Here is a 24,209-nt window from a genome sequence, read left to right as displayed (position 1 = left end):
ACCTTATTTTTTACAATGAAATTTCAATTTTTGACTTTCTGGAAACCTGATAGGTTTTTAAAACCTGTCAGGTTTATATTTATTAGTTTTTCGATACAATAAACAAATCTCTATACAATCTGTTTTTGTGAGTGCGGCTGTCAGGACCTTTTGGATTCATATCGTATCGCTCTATAAGTTCTATGTGGTAATCGGCAAAAGTATTCTTGAAGTTTTCTATGTTGTTTCCAGAAACCACTACACCAAACTTCCTTTCTTCTGGAATGATAACATTATCATCTTCTTTTAATATTGTCATCTTTTCACCGTAATCCCAAATAAGCTCCGGAGTCATATCAGAAAACTCATAAATACTTAATCCATCAGTTTTGCCAAAAGCATTCAATTCGGAAAACGATTTGTATTCAGGATTGATTGTAATAGCATTACTTAACGGTAATCCAAACCAAATAACTGTAACGATAAATGCAATCGTTAAATAGAATACATTTGATATTTTTCTTCTGAAGAGGTTTCGGAACATAAAAACTCCAATTATCAAAAGAGTTATTGAAAGAAGTACAAACCAAAGCCAGTTCCCTTCAAGGCCATCTTTCAGAAAAATATATCCGCCAATTGGAAAAATGATTCCTATTAAAGCAATAAGTCCGAAGTTAAAATAAACTGGAATTGTTTCTTTTTTACCAGTTAATTCTTTAAACCTTCTGAAAAGATATTCAATATAAAAACCAGTATTTAGCGCCATTGGAATAAGAACAGGCAATAAGTATCTCGATTTTTTTTCTGGAATTAAAGACAGTAAAATAACCGAAATCATTGTCCAAAGAAAAGTAAAGCGATAAGCTTTTTTATTGAATACGCGATTTTTTAAATACGGGTATAGTAATGCCACAAACGCTGGGATAGTCCACACGCCACTTTGTGTAAAAAAGCTCCAGTAGTAATAAAACGGTTTTATTTCGTAACTAATCCAGTTGGTAGTTTCTTTTTTGGTGATTTCTATTGCTACAGGATCAAAAGTAAGGGTGTACCAATGCCACCAACTAGAAACAATAGCTGCAACTACAATAAAAAGTAATAAAGGAAGCCATCTTGATTTTAAATCTCTAAACTTATAAACTATCCCAAACGAAATTAGAAAGGGTAAAAGTAACGCATAAAATGAAACGGGGCCTTTGCTTAAAAACGAAAATCCGAAAAACAGTCCTGCTAAAAGTGCATTTCGATATTTGTGATTTCCTACACTATGTCTAGTTAAGTCTTCAGTAAAAAAGAGAGATAGTATATATATACACAACATCATAAATCCGTGGGTGTAAATATCCCATTGGCCGTCGCGTGCAGATGCCACTATATAAAATGAAGTCGCCATAACAAGCGAGCTAATAAAAGAATACAACTTTTTAGATGTAAGTTTTTGTGCAAATTTGTATGAGATTAAGACTAAAATAAGCGACATTATGGCTGCGGGAAGACGTAAAGCCCAAACTGATTTTATTCCAAAAATCGCTGCAGAAAAAGCCGTTAACCAAGTGGGTAATGGAGGTTTTTGATAACGCGGCTCTCCGTTTATTGTGGTTAGCAGCCAATTGCCATCGGTAAGCATTTCACGTGCCGTAATGAAGTTGCGAGCTTCCATTATATTTACAGGCAAAGAGCCTAAATTCACAAAGAAAATGGCTGCGCAAGTAATAATTAGAAGCACTAAATAATTTCTTTCAATTTTCATTATCAACTTGTTTTTTCCAAATGAAAATATTTCGAACATAAATTACCAACCCAGCTATATGGCCAACAAATAACACAGGATCTTTTCTAAAAATGGCATAGATTAAAATTAGTGAAGCACCAATTACACTCATTCTCCAAAATCCAAGTGGGAGTTGAGACTTTTTAGTTTTCTCTGATACTAACCATTGATATATAAACCTTAGGGTGAACAAAACCTGCGAAACAATACCAAGTAATAGTAACCAAAAAGGAATATTTTGATTGTTAAATAGTTTATTAAGGTCGTATTCACCGTTGTTATAAGCGAATACTACAATAAGCACCGGAAATATAATTAGAAATATTTGCAGTGATTTAGGAGATTTCTGCCATTCCCCCTGTAGTTGAAGATTTCGAATATAGATGTAATAAGTGAGCGCTTGCCCTAACATTATTGCAAAGTCGTCTCTTAGATATCCGTATACAAAAAGTAAAAATGAGGCGAACAAACTTAGCTTCCAAAATGTGGAAGGAGTGATAATTCGTTTGCTTTTTTCAGAAAGAATCCATTGAAGTAGTAATCTTCCGCTAAAAAGAATTTGAGCTAAAAAACCAATGCTATAAATAAGCCAGCTACTCATCCTTTACTTTTAATCTCGTAATTGATGTACTTCTTTTTCATCCATAAGTATGCAAAACAATCCATTAAAGGCCCAATTAAACGATTCCATAGCCCAAATTTGGCTGTACCCGCCATTCTAGGAAAATGCTTAACAGGTACTTGGATAATTTTTCCGTCTTGTAATAAAATCATTGCAGGTAAAAAACGATGAAGCCCTTTAAACATAGGAATACGTTTGGCGTAGTCTGTTTTTATCACTTTTAAAGGACATCCTGTATCGTCCATTCCATCGTGAGTAAATGTACGGCGGATACCGTTTGCAATTTTAGAAGACATGTTTTTTACAAACTTGTCTTTTCTATCGGCACGAACTCCCGTTACAAGATCGTACGCATCAATGTGTTTTAGAAGTAGGTTGAAATCTTCTGGATCAGTTTGTAAATCACTGTCAATATAACCCACTAGTGGACTTTCAACAGTGTCAAATCCAGCTTTAATTGCTGCGCTTAAACCTCGATTATCTTTGAAAGAAATAAAATTAAAAGCATCATTTCTTTCACATATAGCTTCAATTATAGTTTGACTATTATCACTAGAACCGTCGTTAACAAACAGTATGGATGTTTTTTTAGAAGCGATTTTGGTATATGCTAATAGTTCCTTTTCAACTCTTTCTAAGTTTTCTTCCTCGTTATAAACGGGTACAATGATTGTAAATTCGTACATGCAATAAATTGAAAAGATTTCTGCAAATGTAAGTTTTTAGTTGAGAAGTTTATAGGTTTATTGGTTGATGAATACCGAACATAGTCAAAATATTATTTTGATTAATGAAAGTAAAGTTGCGAAAGGTAAAAGTGTTTGTTTAAAAAGATGTTATTTTGCAAGGCAAAGAAAAATGTAAGCAAACCTTTAGAGCAGTAAAGAGAGATTTAAATATTTTACTTGTTGAGGTTTGTAATTTTCTTCAGTCTAGATTGAAAATTTAATAAATGAAAATACTTGTTACGGGAGCTGCCGGATTTATAGGTTCACATACTGCAGAAAGATTGAAGGCTGTGGGTCATGATGTAATTGGAGTTGATAATTTTTCACCTTATTACGATACGCAGTTAAAAGAGTTAAATGCAAAAGCCTTAGCCGAAAAAAATATTGAAGTTCTAAAACTAGACCTACGAAATGATGATTTAAGCAGTAAAATCCCTGAAAACTTAGATTATATATTTCATTTTGCTGCACATCCGGGTATATCAAATACTTCCACATTCGAAGATTACTTTAGTAATAATATTTTAGCAACTCAACGTTTATTAGAATTTGCGGAAAGCGTACCTCAAAAACCGTTTTTTGTAAATATTGCAACGTCTTCAATATACGGTCTTGAAGCTACATTTCCTGAAACAACTACAGCAAAACCTGCATCTTGGTATGGTGTTACAAAATTAGCTGCAGAGCAATTAGCTTTGGCGAAAAGCCGTGAAAAGAAATTACAAGCAACTTCTTTAAGACTTTTTTCGGTATATGGACCTCGAGAAAGACCTGATAAACTTTACACGAGGTTAATTGATTGTGCATTAAATAATAAACCGTTCCCTCTATTTGATGGGAGTGAAAAACACCTTCGTAGTTTTACTTATGTGCAAGACATTGTTGACGGAATTATAAGCGTTATCGGTAAGGAAAAAGTCTGTAATGGGGAAATTTTCAATTTAGGAACTGAAACAGAAAGTACAACTGCTGAAGGAATTTCGACGGTTGAAGAAATTCTTCAAGAAAAAATAAATTTTGAAAAGAAACCACCTCGTGCAGGGGATCAATCGAGAACTAAGGCTAATATCGATAAGGCAAGAAATCTTTTAGATTACAATCCACAAACAGATTTACGCAAAGGCTTAGAAGCCCAAGTTGAATGGTTTAAAAAGAATTTTAAGTAAGATTATTTTAGATTTAATAACTTTTCTGCAGCCTCAAAAGGTGTTGTTCTATTTTCATCAATAGCGATTAATTGCTTTTCTAATTCAATTTTAATTGAAGGTCTAGCATAAAAATTACTTTTCAGCCTACTTTCAATAGTTTGCATAAGCCAGAACTTGTTTTGTTCTTTTCTCTTATGTTGAAAATACCCGTTGTCCTGAGTTTTTTCGAAATAATTAGAAACAACTTCCCAGATTTCCTCAATGCCTTCGTTATTCAATGCGCTAGACAAAAGAGTTTTAGGATTCCATCCACTTTCTTTGGGAGGGTAGAGGTGAAGAGCGCGGTTAAATTCATTTTTAGCCATCTTAGCAGCCTTAAGGTTTTCCCCGTCAGCTTTATTAATAACTATGGAATCTGCCATCTCCATAATACCGCGTTTAATTCCTTGTAATTCATCACCTGCACCCGCGAGTTTTAACAACAGAAAGAAATCGGTCATAGAGTGTACAGCCGTTTCACTTTGCCCAACACCAACAGTTTCAATTAAAATAACATCAAATCCTGCAGCTTCACATAAAATAATTGTTTCTCGCGTTTTTCTCGCTACGCCGCCTAAAGTGCTTCCACTTGCCGAAGGTCTAATAAAGGCATTAGGCTCTTTCACCAATTCTTCCATTCGGGTTTTATCACCTAGAATACTTCCTTTGCTAATACTACTACTAGGATCAACCGTAAGTGCTGCAACTCTTTTGCCTTTGGAAATTAATAACTTTCCGAAACTTTCAATAAACGTGCTTTTTCCAACCCCTGGAACTCCTGTAATTCCAATGCGGATAGATTTATTTGCGTGAGGCAAACACCTATCAATTAGCGTTTTAGCTAAAAGTTGATGTTTTTCAGCCTTACTTTCAATTATGGTAATTGCTTGACTTAAGGCAGTTTGATTTCTATTTAAAATTCCAGAAACCAGATCTTCAACTGTTAATTCTTTCTTTTTTCGAGTACGAAGTTTGTTAACAACCTTCATATTCAATGTTTTAGGTTGTGTTACGCCTTCTTTCTCCCTTAAAGCACTTGTATTTCTTATCTTTTTAGCCACACTGTGAATTTAGGACAAATTTATGAATATGTTTTTTTAAAAACGGGTTTAACATAGTATATTGGAATTTAATATTAACAAAAATACAAAGAAATGAAAAAGTTATATGAAGCCTCATCTACAGCAGTAGGAGGAAGAAAAGGCCACGTATCTTCGGAAGATAAAAAGATAGATTTAGAACTTTCAACTCCTAAAGGCCTAGGTGGCGACGGTGGCAAAGGAACTAACCCTGAACAGCTATTTGGAAGTGCTTATGCAGCTTGCTTTGGTGGAGCATTACAATTAGTAGCTGAGAGAGAGAAAGTAACACTTGATGGCGATGTGAGCGTAACTGCAAATATTGAAATTGGTATGACAAAAGAAGACAATCTTCAGTTAAGGGCGACATTAGATTGTTATTTGCCAGGTGTGGATGTTAAAACTGGAGAAGACTTGGTGAATAAAGCTCACGAGGTATGCCCTTATTCTAGAGCAACTCGAGATAACATGACTGTAACTTTAAATTTGTTGTTAGACGAATAATACGAAAATATAAGTCATAAAAAAAGCCCTGATTTACAGGGCTTTTTTTATTATATTGCTTTCAGATTGATAACTTTACCGTCATCTTTTCCTTTATTTTCTTTTTGGGTTACTTGTTCTTTTGTAGATTCAATAAAAGGAGATTTGGTTGTGTGTTGTTTAGCTTGTTTTATATACCATTCTAACTGATACTTGTGTTTTTCAAGTAACTCAAGAATACCATCTGGTAATTCTCTTCGCTCTAAAAGTTCGTCGTATCTTTTAATATTATTGCGATCTCGGCTGATACACGAATTTACAATTGATTCAGCGTGAAAATTTTCTAAAGCTTCTTTTATTTCTTGCCAAGTACGGTCTAAATTACCCTTGTTAGAATCTTCTTTCAAAGGTTCGATATCACGGGAGTGAAGTTCGTTGCTAATATCGTGGCTCATCCTGTTTCTCTCAACAGCCATATAGTTCAAAAACCGCTTTAATTCGGTGGTTTGAGCATCTTGTGCAGCATTGTAATATAACTTTTCTGCTTCAAAACATGCCACCAGTAAACGGTTAAGTTTATCGAAGTCTGCGTATTTCTGTTTCATATTTTTTCGATTTAATCAAAGTTAATATAAATAAGCGGTATTTGAAATTTTATATCTTAAATGTTTTGTAATGTTATCTTATATTTATTATAAAAAAATCAATTATTTTAAGGTTTTTTATGAGCGTCTTGTACAAGTATTGAGAATAACCTCGTTTTTGTGTAAATCTTGATATTATTTTTTTATAAAAGATAAATTATTCAATTAATATTATCTCAAAAAAATCTGCTAAAGGCTTTTTTATTGATTTATTTGTACCAAAAAAGATGCCATATATATGAAGTTTTTATTCCTATAATGGGATATTATAAAAGGGGAATAGAAAAAGCCTCTTTTTAAAATTTAAAAAGAGGCTTTTTGTAAATAAAAAACTATAAGGGGGAGTCTAATTATTCTTTAACTATTTTTAAGTTTTCTACATTTCCATTGCTTTTTACTTCTACGAAGTAAACACCAGATGCAAGACTTGAGAAATCTATTTGAGTATTGTTATCGCTAACACTTACATTGGCAACTTTTTGACCTGTTACATTGTAAACAGCAACCGAGTTAATCGTTTCTTTAGTATTTAGGTTTAAAACATTTTTCACTGGGTTTGGGTAGTAAGAAACAGTTGTAGTTTGCAATGTAGTTGTTCCTAGTATTAAGTCGTCAAGATTTACCATCCAACCTTCAGAGTACATCGGTGGACCGTTTAACCATCCTGCAATATACTTGCCATTAGATGATACTGAGATTGCAGTTCCTAAATAACCATCAGGTGTATCTACTGTAATGCCATGGTCTGCTAAAATATCTTTTAAAAATACCGGTTGTTCACCAAATGTAGGATGATAAACTATAGCATCTCTTATTTGAAAATCTACTTCGGCATATCCTACTGCAACTCCATTATCAGAAATTGTAGAAAAGGCTGCACTCAATGCGCCTTGAGGAATATCAAAATTTGTGAAAGTATTTGTTGTTAAATCGTAAATAAATGGCTCTAGGTCAAAACTACCAACCATTACGTTATTGTTGTTAATACCATATATTGAGTTATCCCACGACTCTGCTGGAGATTGATTTTCAGGAATAATATGGAATTCACCATCTAGTGTTATGTAGGCCGGTACACGTAGAGTTCCACCTCCGTCAGGACGATCAACCCATCCAACCATAATTCCATTATCATTTACTCCATAAGAAGCACCTGCTTCTCCTTGAGGGTCAAATCTTACAACTAATTCTTCAGTTTGAGTATCGAAAAGAAAACCTCCATAATTTGTACCTTCATTTCCTTGTCCAGTAATATATCGGCTATTATCAGAAATTCCATAAGGGAAATTTTGATCGTTTGATGGATCTTGTTGTGTTGTAAAACCAACACCTTTCCACTCTCCATTCATTCTGTAACCAGCTTCCATATTATTGTTAATGTCTATAATTCCGGCAACATTTTCATCGTTATTAATAGAAGATAACATTAGTACTTCTGGTTCCATTGGAGTTAATATACCAGTTGCAAAATCGTAATACTGAGCAGTTGTTACACCTTGACCGTTATCGTTTACATCGCTAAAACGAGTACCCATTTCGGTAAGTATTTTTAATTCTACTTGCGCTTGTGTATTAGAGGCAAAAAAAAGTGCAGCTCCTAAAAACAAACTTTTGATTAAAAAAGTATTTTTTTTCATTCTTAAATTTTAAATAAATTAAATTGAGTTTAGTGATGTCGAATGTATGCTATATTTTTCTTTAATAAAAGGGTGGTTCTTTTTAAATTCACGAAATTTGAAAGGGTAAGACCCGTTTAATTAGTTGGTTTCTAGGTGTTAAACGCTAATTAAGTATTTGATGGGTTATGCCTTCAAAGTTTCTAATTTCTTTTTAGCTTCTTTGTATTTTTTATGATTTTTAAGGCCGAAACTTCCAAAAATTATAATTGAAATTAATATAAATACTATTAATACCCATTTAGCAATATTTAAATTTGATAGGGTTTTTTTAGTGGATGAGTAACTTTCTTTAATTAGATTATTTATTGAAGAATTAATAGTTGTTTGTTCTTTTTTACTAATTCGCTTTTGGACTTCTGAATATTTTTTAAAATATAAATTGTAAAATTTATGATTGTTTATTGCAAGATAATTATCGGATAAGTTTTTATAGATACCTTGGTTTAGAATTAAATCGCCAACATTACTCGAAGCCTCCTCAGCTTCTTTTAATTCTTTTATGGCTTTGGTATATTTTCCTTCAACTGTGTAAACTTCACTTAAACCTTTTTTAGCAAAAGCATATAAACTTTTTGCGCCAACCTCTTCGGCGTAGATTATGGATTTATTGAAATTCACTCGAGCCGAATCAACCTGTGAAAGCTGAAGAAAACAGTTTCCTTTGTTGTAGGTGATTGTACTTAAATTGGCAATCATTGTTTTGTCTTCTGATTTTTTTTCAAACTCATTAAATGCTTTGTCAAAATAGTTTAAAGCAATTTCGCAACTCATTTGTTCACGATAGATGAAGCCGCGAATAGTGTAATTGTATCCCAATAAAGAAGCAAGACTATCTGGGTTAGTAATCTGTTTTGACATTTGAAATGCCTCATCCAGATATTCAATAGACTTGTCGTATATACGAAGTTGCTGATGTTGCATGCCTATTGTATTCAGCACGTTAATTCGAGTTCTTATACTGCTTATTTCATTTAAAAATTCACGGGTTTTTAAGGCGTATTGTAGCGATTTTAAATTATCTCTTTTAGAAAGATATGCGTTACTTATAAGCATTAAAGCGTTAACCTTAGTTTCCGGCTGTGTAGCTTTTAGATAAATTTCATTCCCAATTGAAATAGCTTTATTTGGATCTTCAAATATTTTATTCTTTGAAGCAGTAATACTACTATCTAAATCTTTTTGAGCAGTAGAATTTACTCCTATTAACAACAAAAGAAAACACAAAACGATTTTTAAAAAGCCATCTATTCTCATGCCGATTCTTTTTGATGCTTTAGGTAATTCATAAACTTGGTAGGAGAAATACCGGTAACCGATTTAAAAACAGTAGTAAAACTACTATGTGATGAAAAGCCACATTCTTCGGCTAGATAGCTTATTTTATAGTTAAAATAAACAGGGTCTGTTTTAAGCTTTTCAATGATGTAGTTGATGCGCAGTTCGTTAATGTATCCATTAAAGTTTTTTCCTTTATGCCTATTAATCACTTCTGAGAGATATTTAGTATTTGTATCAAATTGAGAAGCTAACAATGCAATGCTCATATCTTGTTTAGTATACTTTTTTCCCATTTCAAACTTAGATAGCTTCTGAAGAAGCATTTGCTCTGTTTCTTCTGGGATAATAGAGCTTTTATCAATTTTCTTAACATTAGGTTGAGGTTTTTCAATAGCTTCCTTAGGAGAAATATATTTATAAATCGTTAAATATTCTTTCACTTTTGAAGTGTAGATATAGTTTATACTTACACCCATTAAGATCAGTAGAATTAATAAACCGCCTAAAACATAAATTGATGTATAAGATTGGTGAACTTTACTTTCTGAAATTTCATTTAAATATGAATTGATAAAATTAAAGACTGTATTTGTAGCTAGATTTTTATCGGTTACAATTTGTGTTGAAACCAAATTTGATTGTTGTTTGTATTTAAAGAAGTTATCAGTGTCTTCCAAAGCTAAATAGCTCAGTGATAAGCCTTCTAAGCTTTTATGTTTGAATTGAATATTAGGGAGAATAACAGAAAGCGCTAAGGCATTTTCAAAACTAGTAATAGCTTTTTGGTACTCCTTGTCGTGAAAATATTGTCTTCCAATAATATCTAAAACTTGTATTTTTTCAAAATCGGAGGTGCTTATTCTTTCAAAACCTTTTAAAGCTAAATCATTTGGCTTTAGTTTTTCACTTTTTAATTGCAAATCAAATTTTGCAATTTTAATTTCATTTTTTGATATACTATCTTCAGTTTTAGAAATTAAAGACGCTGCATTTCTTAAGCTTTTTTCAGCTTCCAAATACTTGCCATTTTTTAAAAGTACAAGCGCATCGTCTTGTTTTAACTTTCCATCAATTTTTAAGATAAGCTCACTATCATTTGTTTGCTTCTTTAATGCAATTAATTCGTTAGTATATTTTTCAGCTACAGTTTCTAAATCTAGGATTCGCAGCAATTTTATGGCGAAAACTAGGGTTTTATACTTAATGGCTTCATCATTGGTTTTTTGAGCAAGAACTTTAGCTTCTAAAGCATTTTTTATTGCTGTATTGTAGGTTCCACGAACATAAGAGCTCTTAGCCAGTATCAATTTAGCTTGTGCGTGAATTATATTATTTTCATTTTGGGATACTATATACGAAGCGATTTTTCCTGCCTGTTCAGGATCGGAATATGTAGAAGCATTTGCTTCATTTAACAAATCATTAATGGCAATATTTTCCTGAGCATGGGTCGCAGCAGAAATAAAATATGCCATTATAAGAGTCAATAAAAATCGCATAAAATAGAAAATAGCCTATTAGTACTAGTTTACCTCAAAGTTACCATTTTCAAAAACAATGGCTTTTACTTCTTTCTAACAAAAAACGCTACAATTGCTGCAGTTACTAACCCAAAAATTAAAGCTCCAATGGGAGACTGCCATAGATAAGTAGTAAGCAAAACGTACTCATTTGCATCCGATTGCGTCATACCTGCATTTTTTGTGGAGTAATCCATAGCATTAAAAAATAACTCAGGAGTAATATAATTGTTTATAATATAACTGCTAATAGGAGTGAGTAGGGCTATAAAAACACTCAAAATTGCTCCTGAAAGAAATGCTTGAGGCCAAGTCATTTTTCTGTCGTAAACTCTTCTTCGTTTTTCTCTTATTGCTAATAAATAAATAAAAACTGTGAAAGGACTAAATAATAATGTCAGCCACCACTGATCTGCAATTCTTTCTTGATGCCATCCAAGTGTATTTTCTAAAAGCATCCATGCTAAAAGTGTAATGCTATAAATAAAAGCCCATTTTATTTCTATATAAATTTTTTTCATCACTTTTTCTTTTAAAAAATTCAATTAAAGATAGTTTATTCTAAACATAAAAAATCCCGAAACTATTCTTTTCGGGATTTAATGAGTTATATGAATTAGTGTCGGTTATTCGTTTACCAACACCCAATCTCCTTTGTCTAAAAGCGGAATTGCTTGTTTGTACTTCATCGTTTTATTTTCACCACTCATAACGTGTTTGATAGTCACCTTGTCGTTACGATTGATTTTTGGGCGTTCGCGTACAATAGTTTCAGTTACCTGTTGTTGTTGTGATTGCGTATTCCCGGCCGCACGAGATTGGGCAGCACGCTCGTCCATATTTGGAATTTCGTCTTTCTGCTCGCTTAATTTCTCCTTACGTCTAACCTCACGTGCTTCTTGAATTTGCTGTTGGTTTTCTTGTGGTAGTTCACCTTTGAATAAGAAAGAAATAACATCTTTATTTACTTTTTCAATCATTTCCTTAAACAACTCAAAAGCTTCAAACTTATAAATTAGTAAAGGATCTTTTTGTTCGTGAACCGCAAGTTGCACCGATTGCTTGAGTTCATCCATTTTACGTAGATGTGTTTTCCAAGCATCGTCTATAATAGCAAGGGTTATGTTTTTCTCAAAATCGTTAACTAATTGCTTTCCTTCAGTTTCATATGCTTTCTCAAGATCTGTAGCAACATTTAGTGTTTTTACACCATCTGTAAATGGCACTAAAATTCGCTTGTATACATCTTTTTGAGTCTCGTAAACATTCTTGATTACCGGATAAGCCATTTCAGCATTACGAGCCATTTTATCTTGATAGTGAACATAAGCAGCTTTGTAAACTTTACCTGCAATTGTCTTGCTATCCATTTTCTCGAATTCCTTTTCAGTAATAGGGGAACTCATTGAGAAGTAACGAATAAGCTCGAACTCAAAATTCTTGAAATCTTGAGCCAGTTTGTTAGACTCAGTAATCACTTCAGAAGTATCGAAAATCATATTTGCGATATCTACACGAAGTCTGTTACCGAATAATGCATTGTAACGACGTTTGTAAACAACTTCACGTTGCGCATTCATAACATCATCATATTCAAGTAGTCTTTTACGAACACCAAAGTTGTTTTCTTCTACTTTTTTCTGTGCACGCTCAATAGATTTTGAAATCATTTTATGCTGAATAACTTCGCCTTCTTTTAAGCCCATTCTATCCATCATCTTCGCAATACGCTCGCTTCCAAATAATCGCATTAGGTTGTCTTCCAAGGAAACGTAGAATTGTGAACTTCCTGGATCTCCTTGACGACCACTACGACCGCGTAACTGTCTATCAACTCGACGTGAATCGTGACGCTCGGTACCTATAATTGCCAGTCCACCTGCATCTTTTACTTCCTTGCTTAATTTAATGTCGGTACCACGACCTGCCATGTTTGTAGCAATAGTTACAATACCAGCTTTACCAGCTTCAGCAACAATATCTGCTTCACGTTTGTGAAGTTTCGCGTTAAGTACGTTATGAGGAATATTACGAATACTCAACATTCTACTTAACAATTCTGAAATTTCTACGGAAGTAGTACCAATTAGTACCGGACGCCCTGCTTGTGAAAGTGCAGTAACCTCTTCGGCAACAGCGTTGTATTTTTCACGTTTAGTTTTATAAATTTTATCCTCGCGGTCAAAACGTGCAATTGGTCGGTTAGTTGGAATTTCTACCACATCGAGTTTGTAGATTTCCCAAAGTTCTCCTGCTTCTGTAACAGCTGTACCCGTCATACCTGACAGTTTGCGATACATACGAAAGTAATTTTGAAGTGTAACTGTAGCAAATGTTTGAGTCATTGCTTCAATTTTCACATCTTCTTTCGCTTCGATTGCTTGGTGAAGTCCATCACTGTAACGACGACCATCCATTATACGACCGGTCTGTTCGTCTACAATCATAACTTTATTATCCATCACAACATATTGATCGTCTTTTTCGAAAAGCGTGTAAGCTTTTAAAAGCTGATTCATAGTATGGATACGCTCACTCTTAACCGAGAATTCACGGAAAAGCTCTTCTTTTTCCGCTACTTCTTCTTCTTTTGAAAGACCTTTGGCTTCAATTTGAGCTATCTCTAATCCTATTTCTGGCATTACGAAGAAATTAGAATCTCCTTCGCCTGATAGATAGTCTACACCTTTGTCGGTAAGTTCTATCTGGTTGTTTTTCTCATCAATTACGAAATAAAGCTCGGCATCTACCTTCGGCATTTCGCGATTGTTGTCACTCATATAATGATTCTCCGTTTTCTGAAGAATTTGCTTAACACCTTCTTCTGAAAGGTATTTGATAAGTGCTTTGTTTTTTGGTAAACCGCGATAAACCCTTAGTAATTGGAAACCACCTTCTTTTTCGTTTCCTTCTTTAATAAGTTTTTTCGCTTCAGCTAAAACCCCAGTTAAGTATTTTTTCTGAACCTCAACAATATTATTAATCTGTGGTTTCAGTTCGTTGAATTCGTGACGATCACCTTCTGGAACTGGTCCTGAAATAATAAGTGGTGTACGAGCATCGTCAATTAATACAGAATCCACCTCATCGACAATTGCGTAGTGATGTGGGCGTTGAACTAGATCGTTTGGTGAGTGAGCCATGTTATCACGTAGGTAATCAAAACCAAATTCGTTGTTTGTTCCGTACGTAATATCGGCTAAGTATGCTTTTCTTCTTTCTTCTGAGTTTGGACGATGATAGTCTATACAATCCACTGTTATCCCGTGGAAATTGAATAAAGGTGCCATCCACGCACTATCACGTTTTGCAAGGTAGTCGTTTACAGTAACCAGGTGAACTCCGTTTCCTGCAAGTGCATTAAGGTACATAGGTAGCGTAGCAACTAATGTTTTACCTTCCCCTGTTTGCATTTCTGCAACTTTTCCTTCGTGAAGTGCAATACCACCAATTAGCTGAACATCGTAATGCACCATATCCCAAGTAATTGGTTTTCCGGCCGCATCCCAAGAGTTTTTCCAAATAGCTTTATCGTCATCAAGCGTTACATAGTCTTTGTTTGCTGAAATCTCGCGGTCGAAAGGTGAAGCTGTAACTGTGATTGTTTCATTGTCTTTAAAGCGTTTTGCAGTTTCTTTCATTACAGCAAAAGCTTCAGGAAGTATTTTGGTAAGAGTCGCTTTTTCTACCTCGTAGCGATCGTCTTTAAGTTTATCTATTTGATTATAGATTTCTTCTTTTTTATTGATGTCTTCTTCGTTTTCAGACTCTTTTTCAAGATCATCAATTTGCTTTTGAATATCGGCTTGAGCGTCTTTTATTTCTTTTTTGAAGAACTCGGATTTTGCACGTAGCTCATCGTGGGATAATTTTTCAAGGGCAGCTTCATGTTTTTTTACTTCGTTCACCAACGGTTGTATTTGGCCGATATCTTTTTTAGACTTATCGCCAACAAATATTTTTAATACATTATCTAATATTCCCATGATATTAATTTATTTTGAAGTGATGCAGATGCAGAGCACTATTTCGTCAATGTTAAATTATTTCAGAATACTACATCTGTGAATCTGCAATAATTAATTTTTCACCAAAAATACACGAATACTTATATTTTGAATTCGTGAATAGTGGTTTATTTTCAATAAATTTTGAATAAAAAAAAAGCCCCTTTGAAGAGACTTTTTATATTATTTTTTAATGTTTCCCAATCCGTTTTGGGAATTAATACTCATCCTCGTTCCAAAGGTAATCGTCGTCGGTAGGATAATCTGCCCAAATCTCTTCAATAGAGTCGTAAGAGTCGCCTTCGTCTTCAATTGCCTGAAGGTTTTCCACTACTTCTAGTGGAGCACCAGTCCTGATCGCGTAATCAATCAATTCATCTTTGGTTGCGGGCCAGGGTGCATCGCTTAAATATGATGCTAATTCTAATGTCCAGTACATAGCACTTTAGGTTTTAGTTTTCTGCAAAAATAATTTTTTAGTTTAGAAAGTCAAGTAAAAACTAAATTATTTCTACAATATTTTAAAGAACGTTTTTTAAACTTTGATTATCAAGCAGTTGTACATGGCATTGTTAATAAGTTATTTTTGCTAAAATGCTGTTGTTCTGCTGTTTCTAGTTTTTAATTAATTCTATTATAATTTTTCCGGAATCCATTTTGTTTCTTCCGCGTTGCTATCCTTAGACAACTTTCGTGCCAGTACAAATAGGTAGTCAGATAGTCGGTTTAAATACATAAGTACACGGTCATCAACAGGTTCATTTTCATTTAAAAGCGTTGCTCGACGTTCAGCTCGACGGCATACCGTACGGGCAATGTGACAATATGACACTGTAGTGTTGCCACCTGGCAAAATGAAATGCGTCATAGGGGGTAGTGCATCATTCATTTGGTCCATTTCTGTTTCCAATAGCACTATGTCTTCTTCTTCAATTTTAGGGATGTTTAACCGCTCTTTTCCACTTTTTAAAGTAGCTTTTGCAGGATCAGTAGCTAAAATTGCTCCAAGTGTAAATAATCTATCCTGAATAAATGTGAGAATTTCTTTACTACGAGGATCGATATCTTGTGTGCGAATTAACCCTAAATACGAATTTAGTTCATCTACAGTTCCGTAGCTTTCAATTCTAATATTGTGTTTGGGAACGCGTGTGCCACCAAAAAGAGCAGTAGTACCTGCATCACCAGTTTTTGTATATATTTTCATTTTAATAATATTCTTGTTTGTGGTTACCAAATTTACAAAATACTATACTAAATAGTAAGTGCTTTGGTGTAAGAAACAAATTAGCCTGTAATTGTATAAAATGTTAATCTAATAAATCTGGCCTGCGTTCTTTTGTGCGTTTGTAAGCTTGTTCTTCACGCCATTCTTCAATTTTTGCAGCATGCCCACTAGTAAGCACTTCAGGAACAGTCCAGCCTTTGTATTCTGCTGGACGGGTATAGATAGGCGGTGCTAATAAATTATCTTGAAAAGAATCTGTCAAAGCACTAGTTTCATCGCCTAATACTCCAGGAAGCAACCGGATAACTGCATCGCAAACTAAGGCTGCAGCAAGTTCGCCACCGCTTAATACAAAATCGCCCACAGAAATTTCTCTGGTGATAAAATGATCGCGAACACGTTGATCTACACCTTTGTAGTGGCCGCAAAGAATAATAATGTTTCCTTTTAGCGAAAGCTCATTAGCAATTTGTTGATTAAAAGTTTTCCCATCTGGCGTCATATAGATTATTTCGTCGTAATCTCTTTCTGCTTTTAATTCGGATATACATTTATCAATGGGTTCAATCATCATTACCATACCTGCGCCACCGCCAAATTGATAATCGTCAATTTGCTTATAATTATTTGTAGCATAATCACGAAGGTTATGCGTGTGTACTTCGACCAAGCCTTTTTCAATGGCTCGTTTTAAAATAGATGCTTCAAAAGGACTTTGAAGCAATTCAGGTAGGACGGTGATTATATCGATTCGCATTGGGATGAACTTAAGTGATGTGTGAATTTTTTCAGGGTAAAAGTAAGGAATTGGCTTTTAAAATCAACCATTCTTGATTTCTCGTTCCTTCCTACGTCTAGCGCGTTCTTCATCTCGCTCTTTTTTTCGTAACTCACGTTTTTGTTGCGTCGTGAGTTTCATAGGTTTATCTTTAATTTCATGGTTGCTTTTAAAAAAAGTTTTTAACCACGCATTTTTAAAAATGTCTTTAAAACTAGACCAAGCATCAGAATTTTCATTTTTTAAGCTTCCTTCAAAAAATACTTTTTCTTCGAATGTTTCAAGGTTCTGATTCTTTAAAAGAAATTTAAAAAACTCAGAATATCCATCCCATATTTCAACTGTAAATTCTTCTGTATTTCCTGTTAAATGCGTATTCGAAAATATTGGTTTAACATAACCTTTTATGTTTTCGTTTATAATAGTTACCTCACTTTTAACACTGAAAATACCTTGCTTAAATTCTAAACCTGTGTAGTGATTGGTGATGTCGTTTAAACTACTTGTTTTAGTGTTGTCTACTGTAAAAAAAAGATCCATGTCAGGGATTTTTTTTGAAAAATTCATATAACCTTCTAAAGATACCTTTGCATTGCTAGGGGTGAAACCTGATGCTCGGATAGGAGAGTTTAGTAGTCTTTTTTTTTCAACAACATTACTCAAATTGTCGGTGTAAAGAGCTATATCGTTAATTTCAAAAAATATGTTGGGTCGCTCATAATCTTCCAAGAAAGTCAATTTCCCCTGTTTAACTTCAAGACGGTTAATGTCTATCATTATGAATTCCTTAAAGATTTTTGGCCAATCATTTACGTTTATTCCAGTAGTTTCATTTTCTTTTAGTGAAAAGGCGACTTCTGGATTAGTCAGAACAACATCACTTACTAACTTGGTTTTAAACAGCGTTTTCCATTCAATAGAAATATCAGTTTTAGGTATGATAAGAAGGGGCTTTTGAGATTTTGTAGTGTTTTTATTTAAGCGTAGTTCTTTTATTGCGTAAGCCCCGCGAAATATAAAAACATCCACATCTTCAACTTCACCGTAATACCCTGAAATATTATTTAGCGTTTTATTTAAATGATTTTTTAAGAAAAAAGGAAGGTATAAACGAAAAGCGAAAATTAGAATTAAAAATGCTAATGGAATTATGAATCGCTTTTTTTTGAAGTAAGATCGCTTTTTTTCTAGTGACATGAAAGTCTAAATATAAATCAAACAAATTTGAGAGAAAGCCAAATAACTCTCAGTTAATGAAGTCATAAAATAAAATTGCGTCCTAATGATTTTGAGATGATGATTTATCACAGAATCACTGAGGACGCAAAGATATAAACTAAAGGATTTTAAAAATCTACCCTTGTATTTAGCTACTAGTAATATGTAAATCTTCTAACTTGTGCAATATATTTCGCAAGTCGAATTACTTGGTGGCTATAACCGTATTCGTTATCATACCAGATGTATAATACAACGTTTTTACCATCTTCAGTAGCGATAGTTGCATTGCTATCGTAAATGGCAGGAGCAGAAGAACCCACAATATCGCTAGATACCAACTCATTGCTTAACGAGTATTTAATTTGCTCAACTAAATCACCTTCTAAGGCGTATTTCTTCATTACAGAATTAATATCTTCAACAGAAGTTGGCTTAGCAAGCTCAAGATTTAATACTACAAGTGAACCATTGGGAACAGGAACACGAATAGCGTTACTTGTAAGTTTACCAGCTAATTCTGGTAAGGCTTTAGCAACAGCACTTCCAGCGCCAGTTTCAGTAATAACCATATTTAATGCAGCAGCACGACCACGACGGTATTTTTTGTGCATATTATCTACAAGATTCTGGTCGTTTGTGTATGCGTGAATAGTTTCTAAGTGACCACGAACTACACCGAAAGAATCTTCTACCGCTTTTAGTATAGGTGTAATAGCATTTGTAGTACAAGAAGCAGCCGAGAATATATCGGTTGTATTAGGATCGTGTTCGTTTTGGTTTACACCGTGAACGATATTTGGAACTCCTTTTCCTGGAGCAGTTAATAATACTTTTGAAGCACCTTTAGCTTTTAGGTGGCGCCCTAAAGCTTCTTTATCACGGAAAGCTCCTGTATTATCAATAATTAATGCGTCTTCAATTCCGTATTTAGTGTAGTCGATATCTTCAGGGTTGTTTGCTGAAATGATATGAACCGTAGTACCATTAATGATTAACGCGCTGTTTTCAAGATCTGTACGAACAATTCCTGGGAATTCTCCGTGAACAGAGTCGTTTTGAAGTAATGAAGCTCTCTTGTCTAACACAGTTTGATCTACATTTCCACGAACTACAATTGCACGTAAGCGAAGTTGGTTACCTTGTCCAGTACGACCCATAAGCTCACGAGCTAATAAACGGCCAATACGACCAAATCCATAAAGCACTACGTCTTTAGGAACAACAGTTTTAGCTTCTTTAGCGTTTTTAAGTTTTGCTGATACAAATGCAAGTGCGTTTGAATACTTGTCGTCTTCCAAGTGGAATTCGTAAGTAAGTTTTCCAATGTCTAATTTAGCTGGTGGAAGGTCTAACGTTTTTATTGCTTGAGCAATTTCAACAGAGTCAAAAATTGAAATTGGCTTTTGTACAAATTCACCCGCATATTCGTGAAGGTTTAATATTTCGCTCACATTGCGGTCTATAAGTTGGTTACGGAAAAGCACCAGTTCGATGGACTTATCGTACCAAAGGTCGCTAATGATTTTAATAAATTCTACTGAAGCTTTTCGGCGATCAGTTTGAAAAGACAGTTCTTTTTCATAAACGTCATCAAAACTCATAAGGAAGGATTTAAGGGTTTAAATTTGTTGCAAAAGTACTCTTTTTCATCCTTTTGAAGAAATATAAACAGTAAATTAAAACCAATACTTGAAAAGTATTTAAAAGACTATAAAAGAACAGTCGAGAACTAAAAGTTAAAGACAACTTCTACGCTCTCGACTGCGTTCAACCAACAAGAATCTTTTAAAGTTAGTTGATTTAAATTTTCTCAGAAAATAATCTACCTAAATATAAAAGTGTTAATACTTCCTGCTGTATCCATGAAAGTCATTTTTATAGGTGTACGTGTGTTGCGATTCATCATAATTCGCTTAACATCATCAATATTTTTTACGGTTTCGTCGTTGATTTTTGTAATTATTATGCCTTCAAGCTTGTATTGAGCGATTTCAGGGGTAAGGGCACGAGTTACAATTACTCCGTTTTCAAGTCCGCGTTCCTTTAATTCTTCAGCGGTAATATTCTTTACTTCTAAACCTAAATCATCCATTGCAAAGGTCTCTAACTTAAAAAGTTTAACAGCTAGAGTTTTTTCATTTCCGTTGCGAAGTACAGTAACTTCAACCACGTCGTTAGGTCTTTTAGAGCCTAAATACCCTGAAAGATCAGCAAACTTTGAAACTTTAAAACCATCTAATTGCTTGATAACGTCACCTTCTTTTATTCCAGCTTTGTCTGCGCCGCTTCCTTTTTCTATGCCTCCAACAAATACTCCTTCTGTATCGGTGATTCCATATTTTTCAGCAATTTGAGGATTTATGTTGCCAACTTGGATTCCTAAAATTCCGCGTTGTACATTTCCATATTCAAGAATATCTTCAATTACCTTTCGTGCATTATTTGAAGGTACAGCAAAGGAATACCCAACAAAACTTCCAGTTTCTGAAGTTATTGCGGTGTTTATTCCAATTAATTCACCTCTTGTATTCACTAAGGCACCACCACTATTTCCGCGATTTACAGCAGCATCAGTTTGAATGAACGACTGTGGATTTCCGTCAAATTGATTTAGATCACGTGCTTTGGCACTAATAATTCCAGCTGTTACGGTTGAAGTAAGATTAAATGGATTTCCTACTGCTAGAACCCATTCGCCAATCTTTATATTGTTTGAATCTCCAAAGGGGATAAAGGGAAGTTCCTCCTCATCATCAATTTTTAAAAGTGCAATATCTGTTGAAGGGTCTGTACCTATTAGTTGTGCTTTATACACCTTATTATTATTTAAAGTAACTTCTAAATTTGAAGCATTAGCAATTACGTGGTTGTTGGTAATAATATATCCATCTGGCGAAATAATTACTCCACTACCACTTCCTACCATAGCTCGTGGCTGCCCACCACCTTGAAAAAACTCGAATATATTGGTAGGTTGTCTACTTACTGTAATATTTTTTACGTGAACTACGGCGTGAACTGTTTTTTCGGCAGCTTCAGTAAAATCGGTACTCATTTCAGCTGCAGTTCCTAAATAGGTGGTAGGAATAAATTTTGATGTTTCTTGCGGAGCAAATGAAATACGCTCTTCGTTTTCTAGATACTTATAGCCTCCTAGTGTAATGGCGCCCGCAAATAGCGCTACTAGAAATAAACGGAATGTTTGTTTCATTGTGTAACAATTTTTAATTAATACTAATTTTATAAATCAAAACAGATTTTGATTTTCGCTGTATCATTCTGCAATTCAGATGTTTCCTGTCTAAGAGTAAGATATATTGAAAAATCATTTTGCTAACGAATTTCATCACAGCTTAACAAATTTAACAAGCATAGCCTGAAAATAGTGTGCCATAAAACCTGTTTTAACTTGTATTTAACTCAATTTCTATCCTACAACTCGTAGTGGCTTTTTATATCTTTGCGCGGATATGAAATTCACCTTTTATAAATACCAAGGAACAGGAAATGATTTTGTGATTGTAGATAATCGCGATTTGTTTTTCCCGAAAGAAGATACAGCTCTTGTAGCAAAAATTTGTGACCGTCGTTTCGGCGTTGGTGCAGACGGTTTATTGCTTTTAGAGAACAATCCATCGGCAGATTTTACAATGGTGTACTATAATAGTGATGGAAACTTAAGTACAATGTGTGGTAACGGTGGAAGATGCATAGTGCACTTTGCAAAGTTTCTAGAGATTATTTCAAAAAAAACAACTTTTGAAGCTGTAGATGGTTTGCATGAAGCATCAGTAGATGGGAATTGGGTTTCTTTGAAAATGAATGACATCGAATATGTAAATACTTCAGAAAACTATACCTATTTAAATACAGGGTCGCCACATCACGTTCAATTGGTTTCCAACCTTAAGGCATTCAATGTTTTTGCACAAGGAAAGGAAATCCGCAATACTATTTATGGTAAAGAAGGTTCAAATGTAAATTTTGTTGAACAAGAAAATCCTGACACTTTTTCAGTTAGGACCTATGAGCGCGGCGTAGAAGATGAAACACTATCTTGTGGAACAGGAGTTACAGCTGTAGCAATAGCAATGTTTGAAACTGGAAAGACATCAAATAACAATATTTCATTAATCACCCCAGGAGGAAATCTTCAAGTTAGTTTTGATAAAACTGTTAAAGGTTATGAGAATGTATATTTAGAAGGGCCAGCAACTCAAGTTTTTAAAGGATTTTGGAGATGAAGACACTAATAGGAAAAAAATTATATTTACGTGCTTTGGAACCTTCCGATATAGATTTCTTATATATTTTGGAAAACACCGAGTCGCTTTGGAAGGTTAGTAATACTACTACACCTTTTTCTAGATTTATCCTAAAACAGTATTTACAAAACAGTCACCGCGATATTTACGATGTAAAGCAATTGCGTTTAACTATTTGTAAAAGTGATGATGAATCCATTATCGGCTTTATAGATCTTTTCGATTTTGATCCCAAACATCAAAGAGCAGGAGTGGGAATCGTTATATTTTCTGATGAACATAAACGAAAAGGTTTCGCTTGTGAAGCGTTAGAGCTAATCTGTAATTATGCATTTAAGCATTTAAATCTTCATCAAATTCACGCAGGAATTACTGAAGATAATATCGGGAGTATGAAACTTTTTGAGAAAGCAGGCTTCGTACAAAATGGAATTAAAAAAGATTGGATTTATTCCGACAGGAAATTCAAAAGTGAATATATTTATCAACGCATTCAAGATTAACTTTCGTTTGGCACTGCAAATTGAAGTTCATTAAATCTAATTGCCCACTTAAACAATTATAACTAGTCAATTCTCAATAAAATAAAATGTACATTAAAAAGATATTAATAGCTATAGTATTATTAGGTGCCGTTGGCATGGGCGGGTTTGCTTGGTATGTTTTCAATACAGCTTTTACTCCAAATACAGCATTCAACAATAATGAAGCACACGTATATATTCCTACCAATGCTACTATTCATGATGTAATTGAGGAATTAGAACCGCTAATAGACAATCCAGATTCTTTTTTGGCAATAGCAGATAGAAAACAATATTCTTCTAGTATTAAAGCTGGTCATTTTATTATTAGAAAAGGAATGAGCAATAACGATATTGTAAATACTCTTAGAAGTAAAAATATTCCTATAAACATAAAATTCAATAACCAGGAACGATTAGAAAATTTGGCAGGGCACATTTCTAGACAAATTGAAGCCGATAGTACTTCGCTTATTACGGCAATGCGTGATCCTAAATTTTTAAAAGAAGTAGGATTAAACAATGATACAGCGCTTTCGCTTTATATTCCAAATACCTATGAATTTTACTGGAACACTTCAGCAGAGACTTTTCGTGAACGAATGAAAAAAGAATACGAACGTTTTTGGAGTGAATCACGAATTGCAAAGGCTAAAAAACAAAATCTCACAAGGGAGCAGGTAATGTCTTTGGCAGCAATTGTTCAAAAAGAAACCGCAAAAGTAGATGAACGCCCTAGAGTTGCAGGAGTTTATCTTAATCGATTAAAAGTAGGGATGTTACTTCAAGCGGATCCTACGGTTATATATGCTTTAAAACGTGAGGCAAATGATTACGATCAGGTAATTAAACGGGTATTATATAAAGATTTAGAGCTTGAATCGCCTTATAACACTTATAAATATGCGGGAATTCCGCCAGGGCCAATTGCAATGCCCGATATTTCTTCGATTGATGCTGTTTTAAATCCGGAACAACACGATTATTATTACTTTGTGGCCGATGTTACTAATTTTGGCTACCATAAGTTTGCAAAAAACCTAGCTCAACACAACCGCAATAAGATTGAGTATGTGCGGTGGGTAAATAGTCAAGGTTTAAAAAGATAATAGCCTCTTTCTTCTGTTAAAACACTTTAATAAACAGGGTTAAATTTTGTTAAGACTACTTTAGTTTTCTCCAATTATTGTATCTTTTGTATGTAATCTATTGACTG

At 34.0% G+C, this 24,209-nt stretch carries 21 protein-coding genes; 5 read left to right on the top strand and 16 right to left on the bottom strand.

Annotated elements, in window-relative coordinates; all coding sequences use genetic code 11:
• Positions 1-82 precede the first annotated feature (82 nt).
• The 3 genes from RT250_RS00640 to RT250_RS00630 are packed head-to-tail and all read right to left on the bottom strand — an operon-like array spanning position 83 to position 3,058.
• Positions 83-1,729 (bottom strand): ArnT family glycosyltransferase, encoded by a 1,647-nt coding sequence (locus RT250_RS00640; RefSeq protein WP_313111186.1) that lies wholly within the window; start codon positions 1,727-1,729, stop codon positions 83-85.
• Positions 1,719-2,351, bottom strand: a complete 633-nt coding sequence (locus RT250_RS00635; protein WP_313111184.1) for a lipid-A-disaccharide synthase N-terminal domain-containing protein — start codon at positions 2,349-2,351, stop codon at positions 1,719-1,721. Before RT250_RS00635 ends, RT250_RS00640 begins: the two co-directional genes overlap by 11 nt.
• On the bottom strand, positions 2,348-3,058 hold the full coding sequence (locus RT250_RS00630; RefSeq protein ID WP_313111182.1) for a glycosyltransferase family 2 protein: 711 nt from the start codon (positions 3,056-3,058) through the stop codon (positions 2,348-2,350). Before RT250_RS00630 ends, RT250_RS00635 begins: the two co-directional genes overlap by 4 nt.
• A gap of 266 nt (positions 3,059-3,324) precedes the next feature.
• Here RT250_RS00630 and RT250_RS00625 point away from each other — a divergent pair, with 266 nt between their 5' ends.
• On the top strand, positions 3,325-4,266 hold the full coding sequence (locus RT250_RS00625; RefSeq protein WP_313111180.1) for an NAD-dependent epimerase/dehydratase family protein: 942 nt from the start codon (positions 3,325-3,327) through the stop codon (positions 4,264-4,266).
• Positions 4,267-4,268: 2 nt separating this feature from the next.
• On the opposite strand, the gene meaB is transcribed toward RT250_RS00625, so the two are convergent.
• Positions 4,269-5,348, bottom strand: coding sequence for a methylmalonyl Co-A mutase-associated GTPase MeaB (gene meaB, locus RT250_RS00620; protein ID WP_313111178.1), 1,080 nt, complete (start codon positions 5,346-5,348; stop codon positions 4,269-4,271).
• A 93-nt stretch (positions 5,349-5,441) separates the two neighbouring features.
• Between meaB and RT250_RS00615 the strand changes: the two genes are divergently transcribed.
• Positions 5,442-5,870, top strand: a complete 429-nt coding sequence (locus tag RT250_RS00615; RefSeq protein WP_313111175.1) for an Ohr family peroxiredoxin — start codon at positions 5,442-5,444, stop codon at positions 5,868-5,870.
• A 50-nt stretch (positions 5,871-5,920) separates the two neighbouring features.
• On the opposite strand, the gene RT250_RS00610 is transcribed toward RT250_RS00615, so the two are convergent.
• The 12 genes from RT250_RS00610 to RT250_RS00555 all read right to left on the bottom strand — a co-directional run bounded on the left by RT250_RS00610 (position 5,921) and on the right by RT250_RS00555 (position 21,415).
• A complete protein-coding gene (locus RT250_RS00610; protein ID WP_313111172.1) occupies positions 5,921-6,454 on the bottom strand; it encodes a DUF2383 domain-containing protein in 534 nt (177 codons plus the stop codon).
• A 389-nt stretch (positions 6,455-6,843) separates the two neighbouring features.
• Positions 6,844-8,130, bottom strand: coding sequence for a T9SS type A sorting domain-containing protein (locus tag RT250_RS00605; RefSeq protein WP_313111170.1), 1,287 nt, complete (start codon positions 8,128-8,130; stop codon positions 6,844-6,846).
• 165 nt (positions 8,131-8,295) lie between these two features.
• Positions 8,296-9,426, bottom strand: a complete 1,131-nt coding sequence (locus RT250_RS00600; RefSeq protein ID WP_313111168.1) for a tetratricopeptide repeat protein — start codon at positions 9,424-9,426, stop codon at positions 8,296-8,298.
• On the bottom strand, positions 9,423-10,925 hold the full coding sequence (locus tag RT250_RS00595; protein WP_313111166.1) for a helix-turn-helix domain-containing protein: 1,503 nt from the start codon (positions 10,923-10,925) through the stop codon (positions 9,423-9,425). The genes RT250_RS00600 and RT250_RS00595 overlap by 4 nt, the downstream gene beginning before the upstream one ends.
• An 89-nt stretch (positions 10,926-11,014) precedes the next feature.
• The gene (locus tag RT250_RS00590) at positions 11,015-11,491 is read right to left on the bottom strand and encodes a DUF4199 domain-containing protein (RefSeq protein ID WP_313111164.1); all 477 of its coding nucleotides are present in this window, start codon (positions 11,489-11,491) and stop codon (positions 11,015-11,017) included.
• Positions 11,492-11,596: 105 nt separating this feature from the next.
• Positions 11,597-14,956 carry a preprotein translocase subunit SecA gene (gene secA / locus RT250_RS00585; RefSeq protein WP_313111162.1) on the bottom strand — a complete coding sequence of 1,120 codons (3,360 nt, stop codon included), beginning with the start codon at positions 14,954-14,956 and terminating at the stop codon, positions 11,597-11,599.
• A 238-nt stretch (positions 14,957-15,194) separates the two neighbouring features.
• Positions 15,195-15,416, bottom strand: coding sequence for a DUF2795 domain-containing protein (locus RT250_RS00580; RefSeq protein WP_014782927.1), 222 nt, complete (start codon positions 15,414-15,416; stop codon positions 15,195-15,197).
• A gap of 195 nt (positions 15,417-15,611) precedes the next feature.
• A complete protein-coding gene (locus tag RT250_RS00575) occupies positions 15,612-16,184 on the bottom strand; it encodes a cob(I)yrinic acid a,c-diamide adenosyltransferase (protein ID WP_313111152.1) in 573 nt (190 codons plus the stop codon).
• 103 nt (positions 16,185-16,287) lie between these two features.
• Positions 16,288-16,962 carry a tRNA (guanosine(37)-N1)-methyltransferase TrmD gene (trmD, locus tag RT250_RS00570; RefSeq protein ID WP_313111150.1) on the bottom strand — a complete coding sequence of 225 codons (675 nt, stop codon included), beginning with the start codon at positions 16,960-16,962 and terminating at the stop codon, positions 16,288-16,290.
• A 63-nt stretch (positions 16,963-17,025) separates the two neighbouring features.
• Positions 17,026-18,180 (bottom strand): AsmA family protein, encoded by a 1,155-nt coding sequence (locus RT250_RS00565; RefSeq protein WP_313111148.1) that lies wholly within the window; start codon positions 18,178-18,180, stop codon positions 17,026-17,028.
• A gap of 176 nt (positions 18,181-18,356) precedes the next feature.
• Positions 18,357-19,805 (bottom strand): glyceraldehyde-3-phosphate dehydrogenase, encoded by a 1,449-nt coding sequence (locus tag RT250_RS00560; protein ID WP_313111147.1) that lies wholly within the window; start codon positions 19,803-19,805, stop codon positions 18,357-18,359.
• 221 nt (positions 19,806-20,026) lie between these two features.
• Positions 20,027-21,415, bottom strand: coding sequence for a trypsin-like peptidase domain-containing protein (locus tag RT250_RS00555; protein ID WP_313111145.1), 1,389 nt, complete (start codon positions 21,413-21,415; stop codon positions 20,027-20,029).
• Positions 21,416-21,674: 259 nt separating this feature from the next.
• On the opposite strand from RT250_RS00555, the gene dapF reads away from it, so the two are divergent.
• The 3 genes from dapF (at position 21,675) to mltG (ending at position 24,102) form a co-directional block, all read left to right on the top strand.
• Entirely contained in the window at positions 21,675-22,448 is a 774-nt protein-coding gene (gene dapF, locus RT250_RS00550) for a diaminopimelate epimerase (protein WP_313111144.1), read from the top strand.
• Positions 22,445-22,972 (top strand): GNAT family N-acetyltransferase, encoded by a 528-nt coding sequence (locus RT250_RS00545; RefSeq protein WP_313111142.1) that lies wholly within the window; start codon positions 22,445-22,447, stop codon positions 22,970-22,972. The genes dapF and RT250_RS00545 overlap by 4 nt, the downstream gene beginning before the upstream one ends.
• Before the next feature lie 86 nt (positions 22,973-23,058).
• Entirely contained in the window at positions 23,059-24,102 is a 1,044-nt protein-coding gene (gene mltG / locus RT250_RS00540; RefSeq protein WP_313111140.1) for an endolytic transglycosylase MltG, read from the top strand.
• Positions 24,103-24,209: the final 107 nt, after the last annotated feature.

It is taken from the genome of Aequorivita sediminis (genome assembly GCF_032080575.2).
GTDB lineage: Bacteria > Bacteroidota > Bacteroidia > Flavobacteriales > Flavobacteriaceae > Aequorivita > Aequorivita sediminis.
The sequence above is the reverse complement of the archived record's forward strand: the minus strand, read 5'-3'. Positions and strand labels throughout refer to the sequence as shown.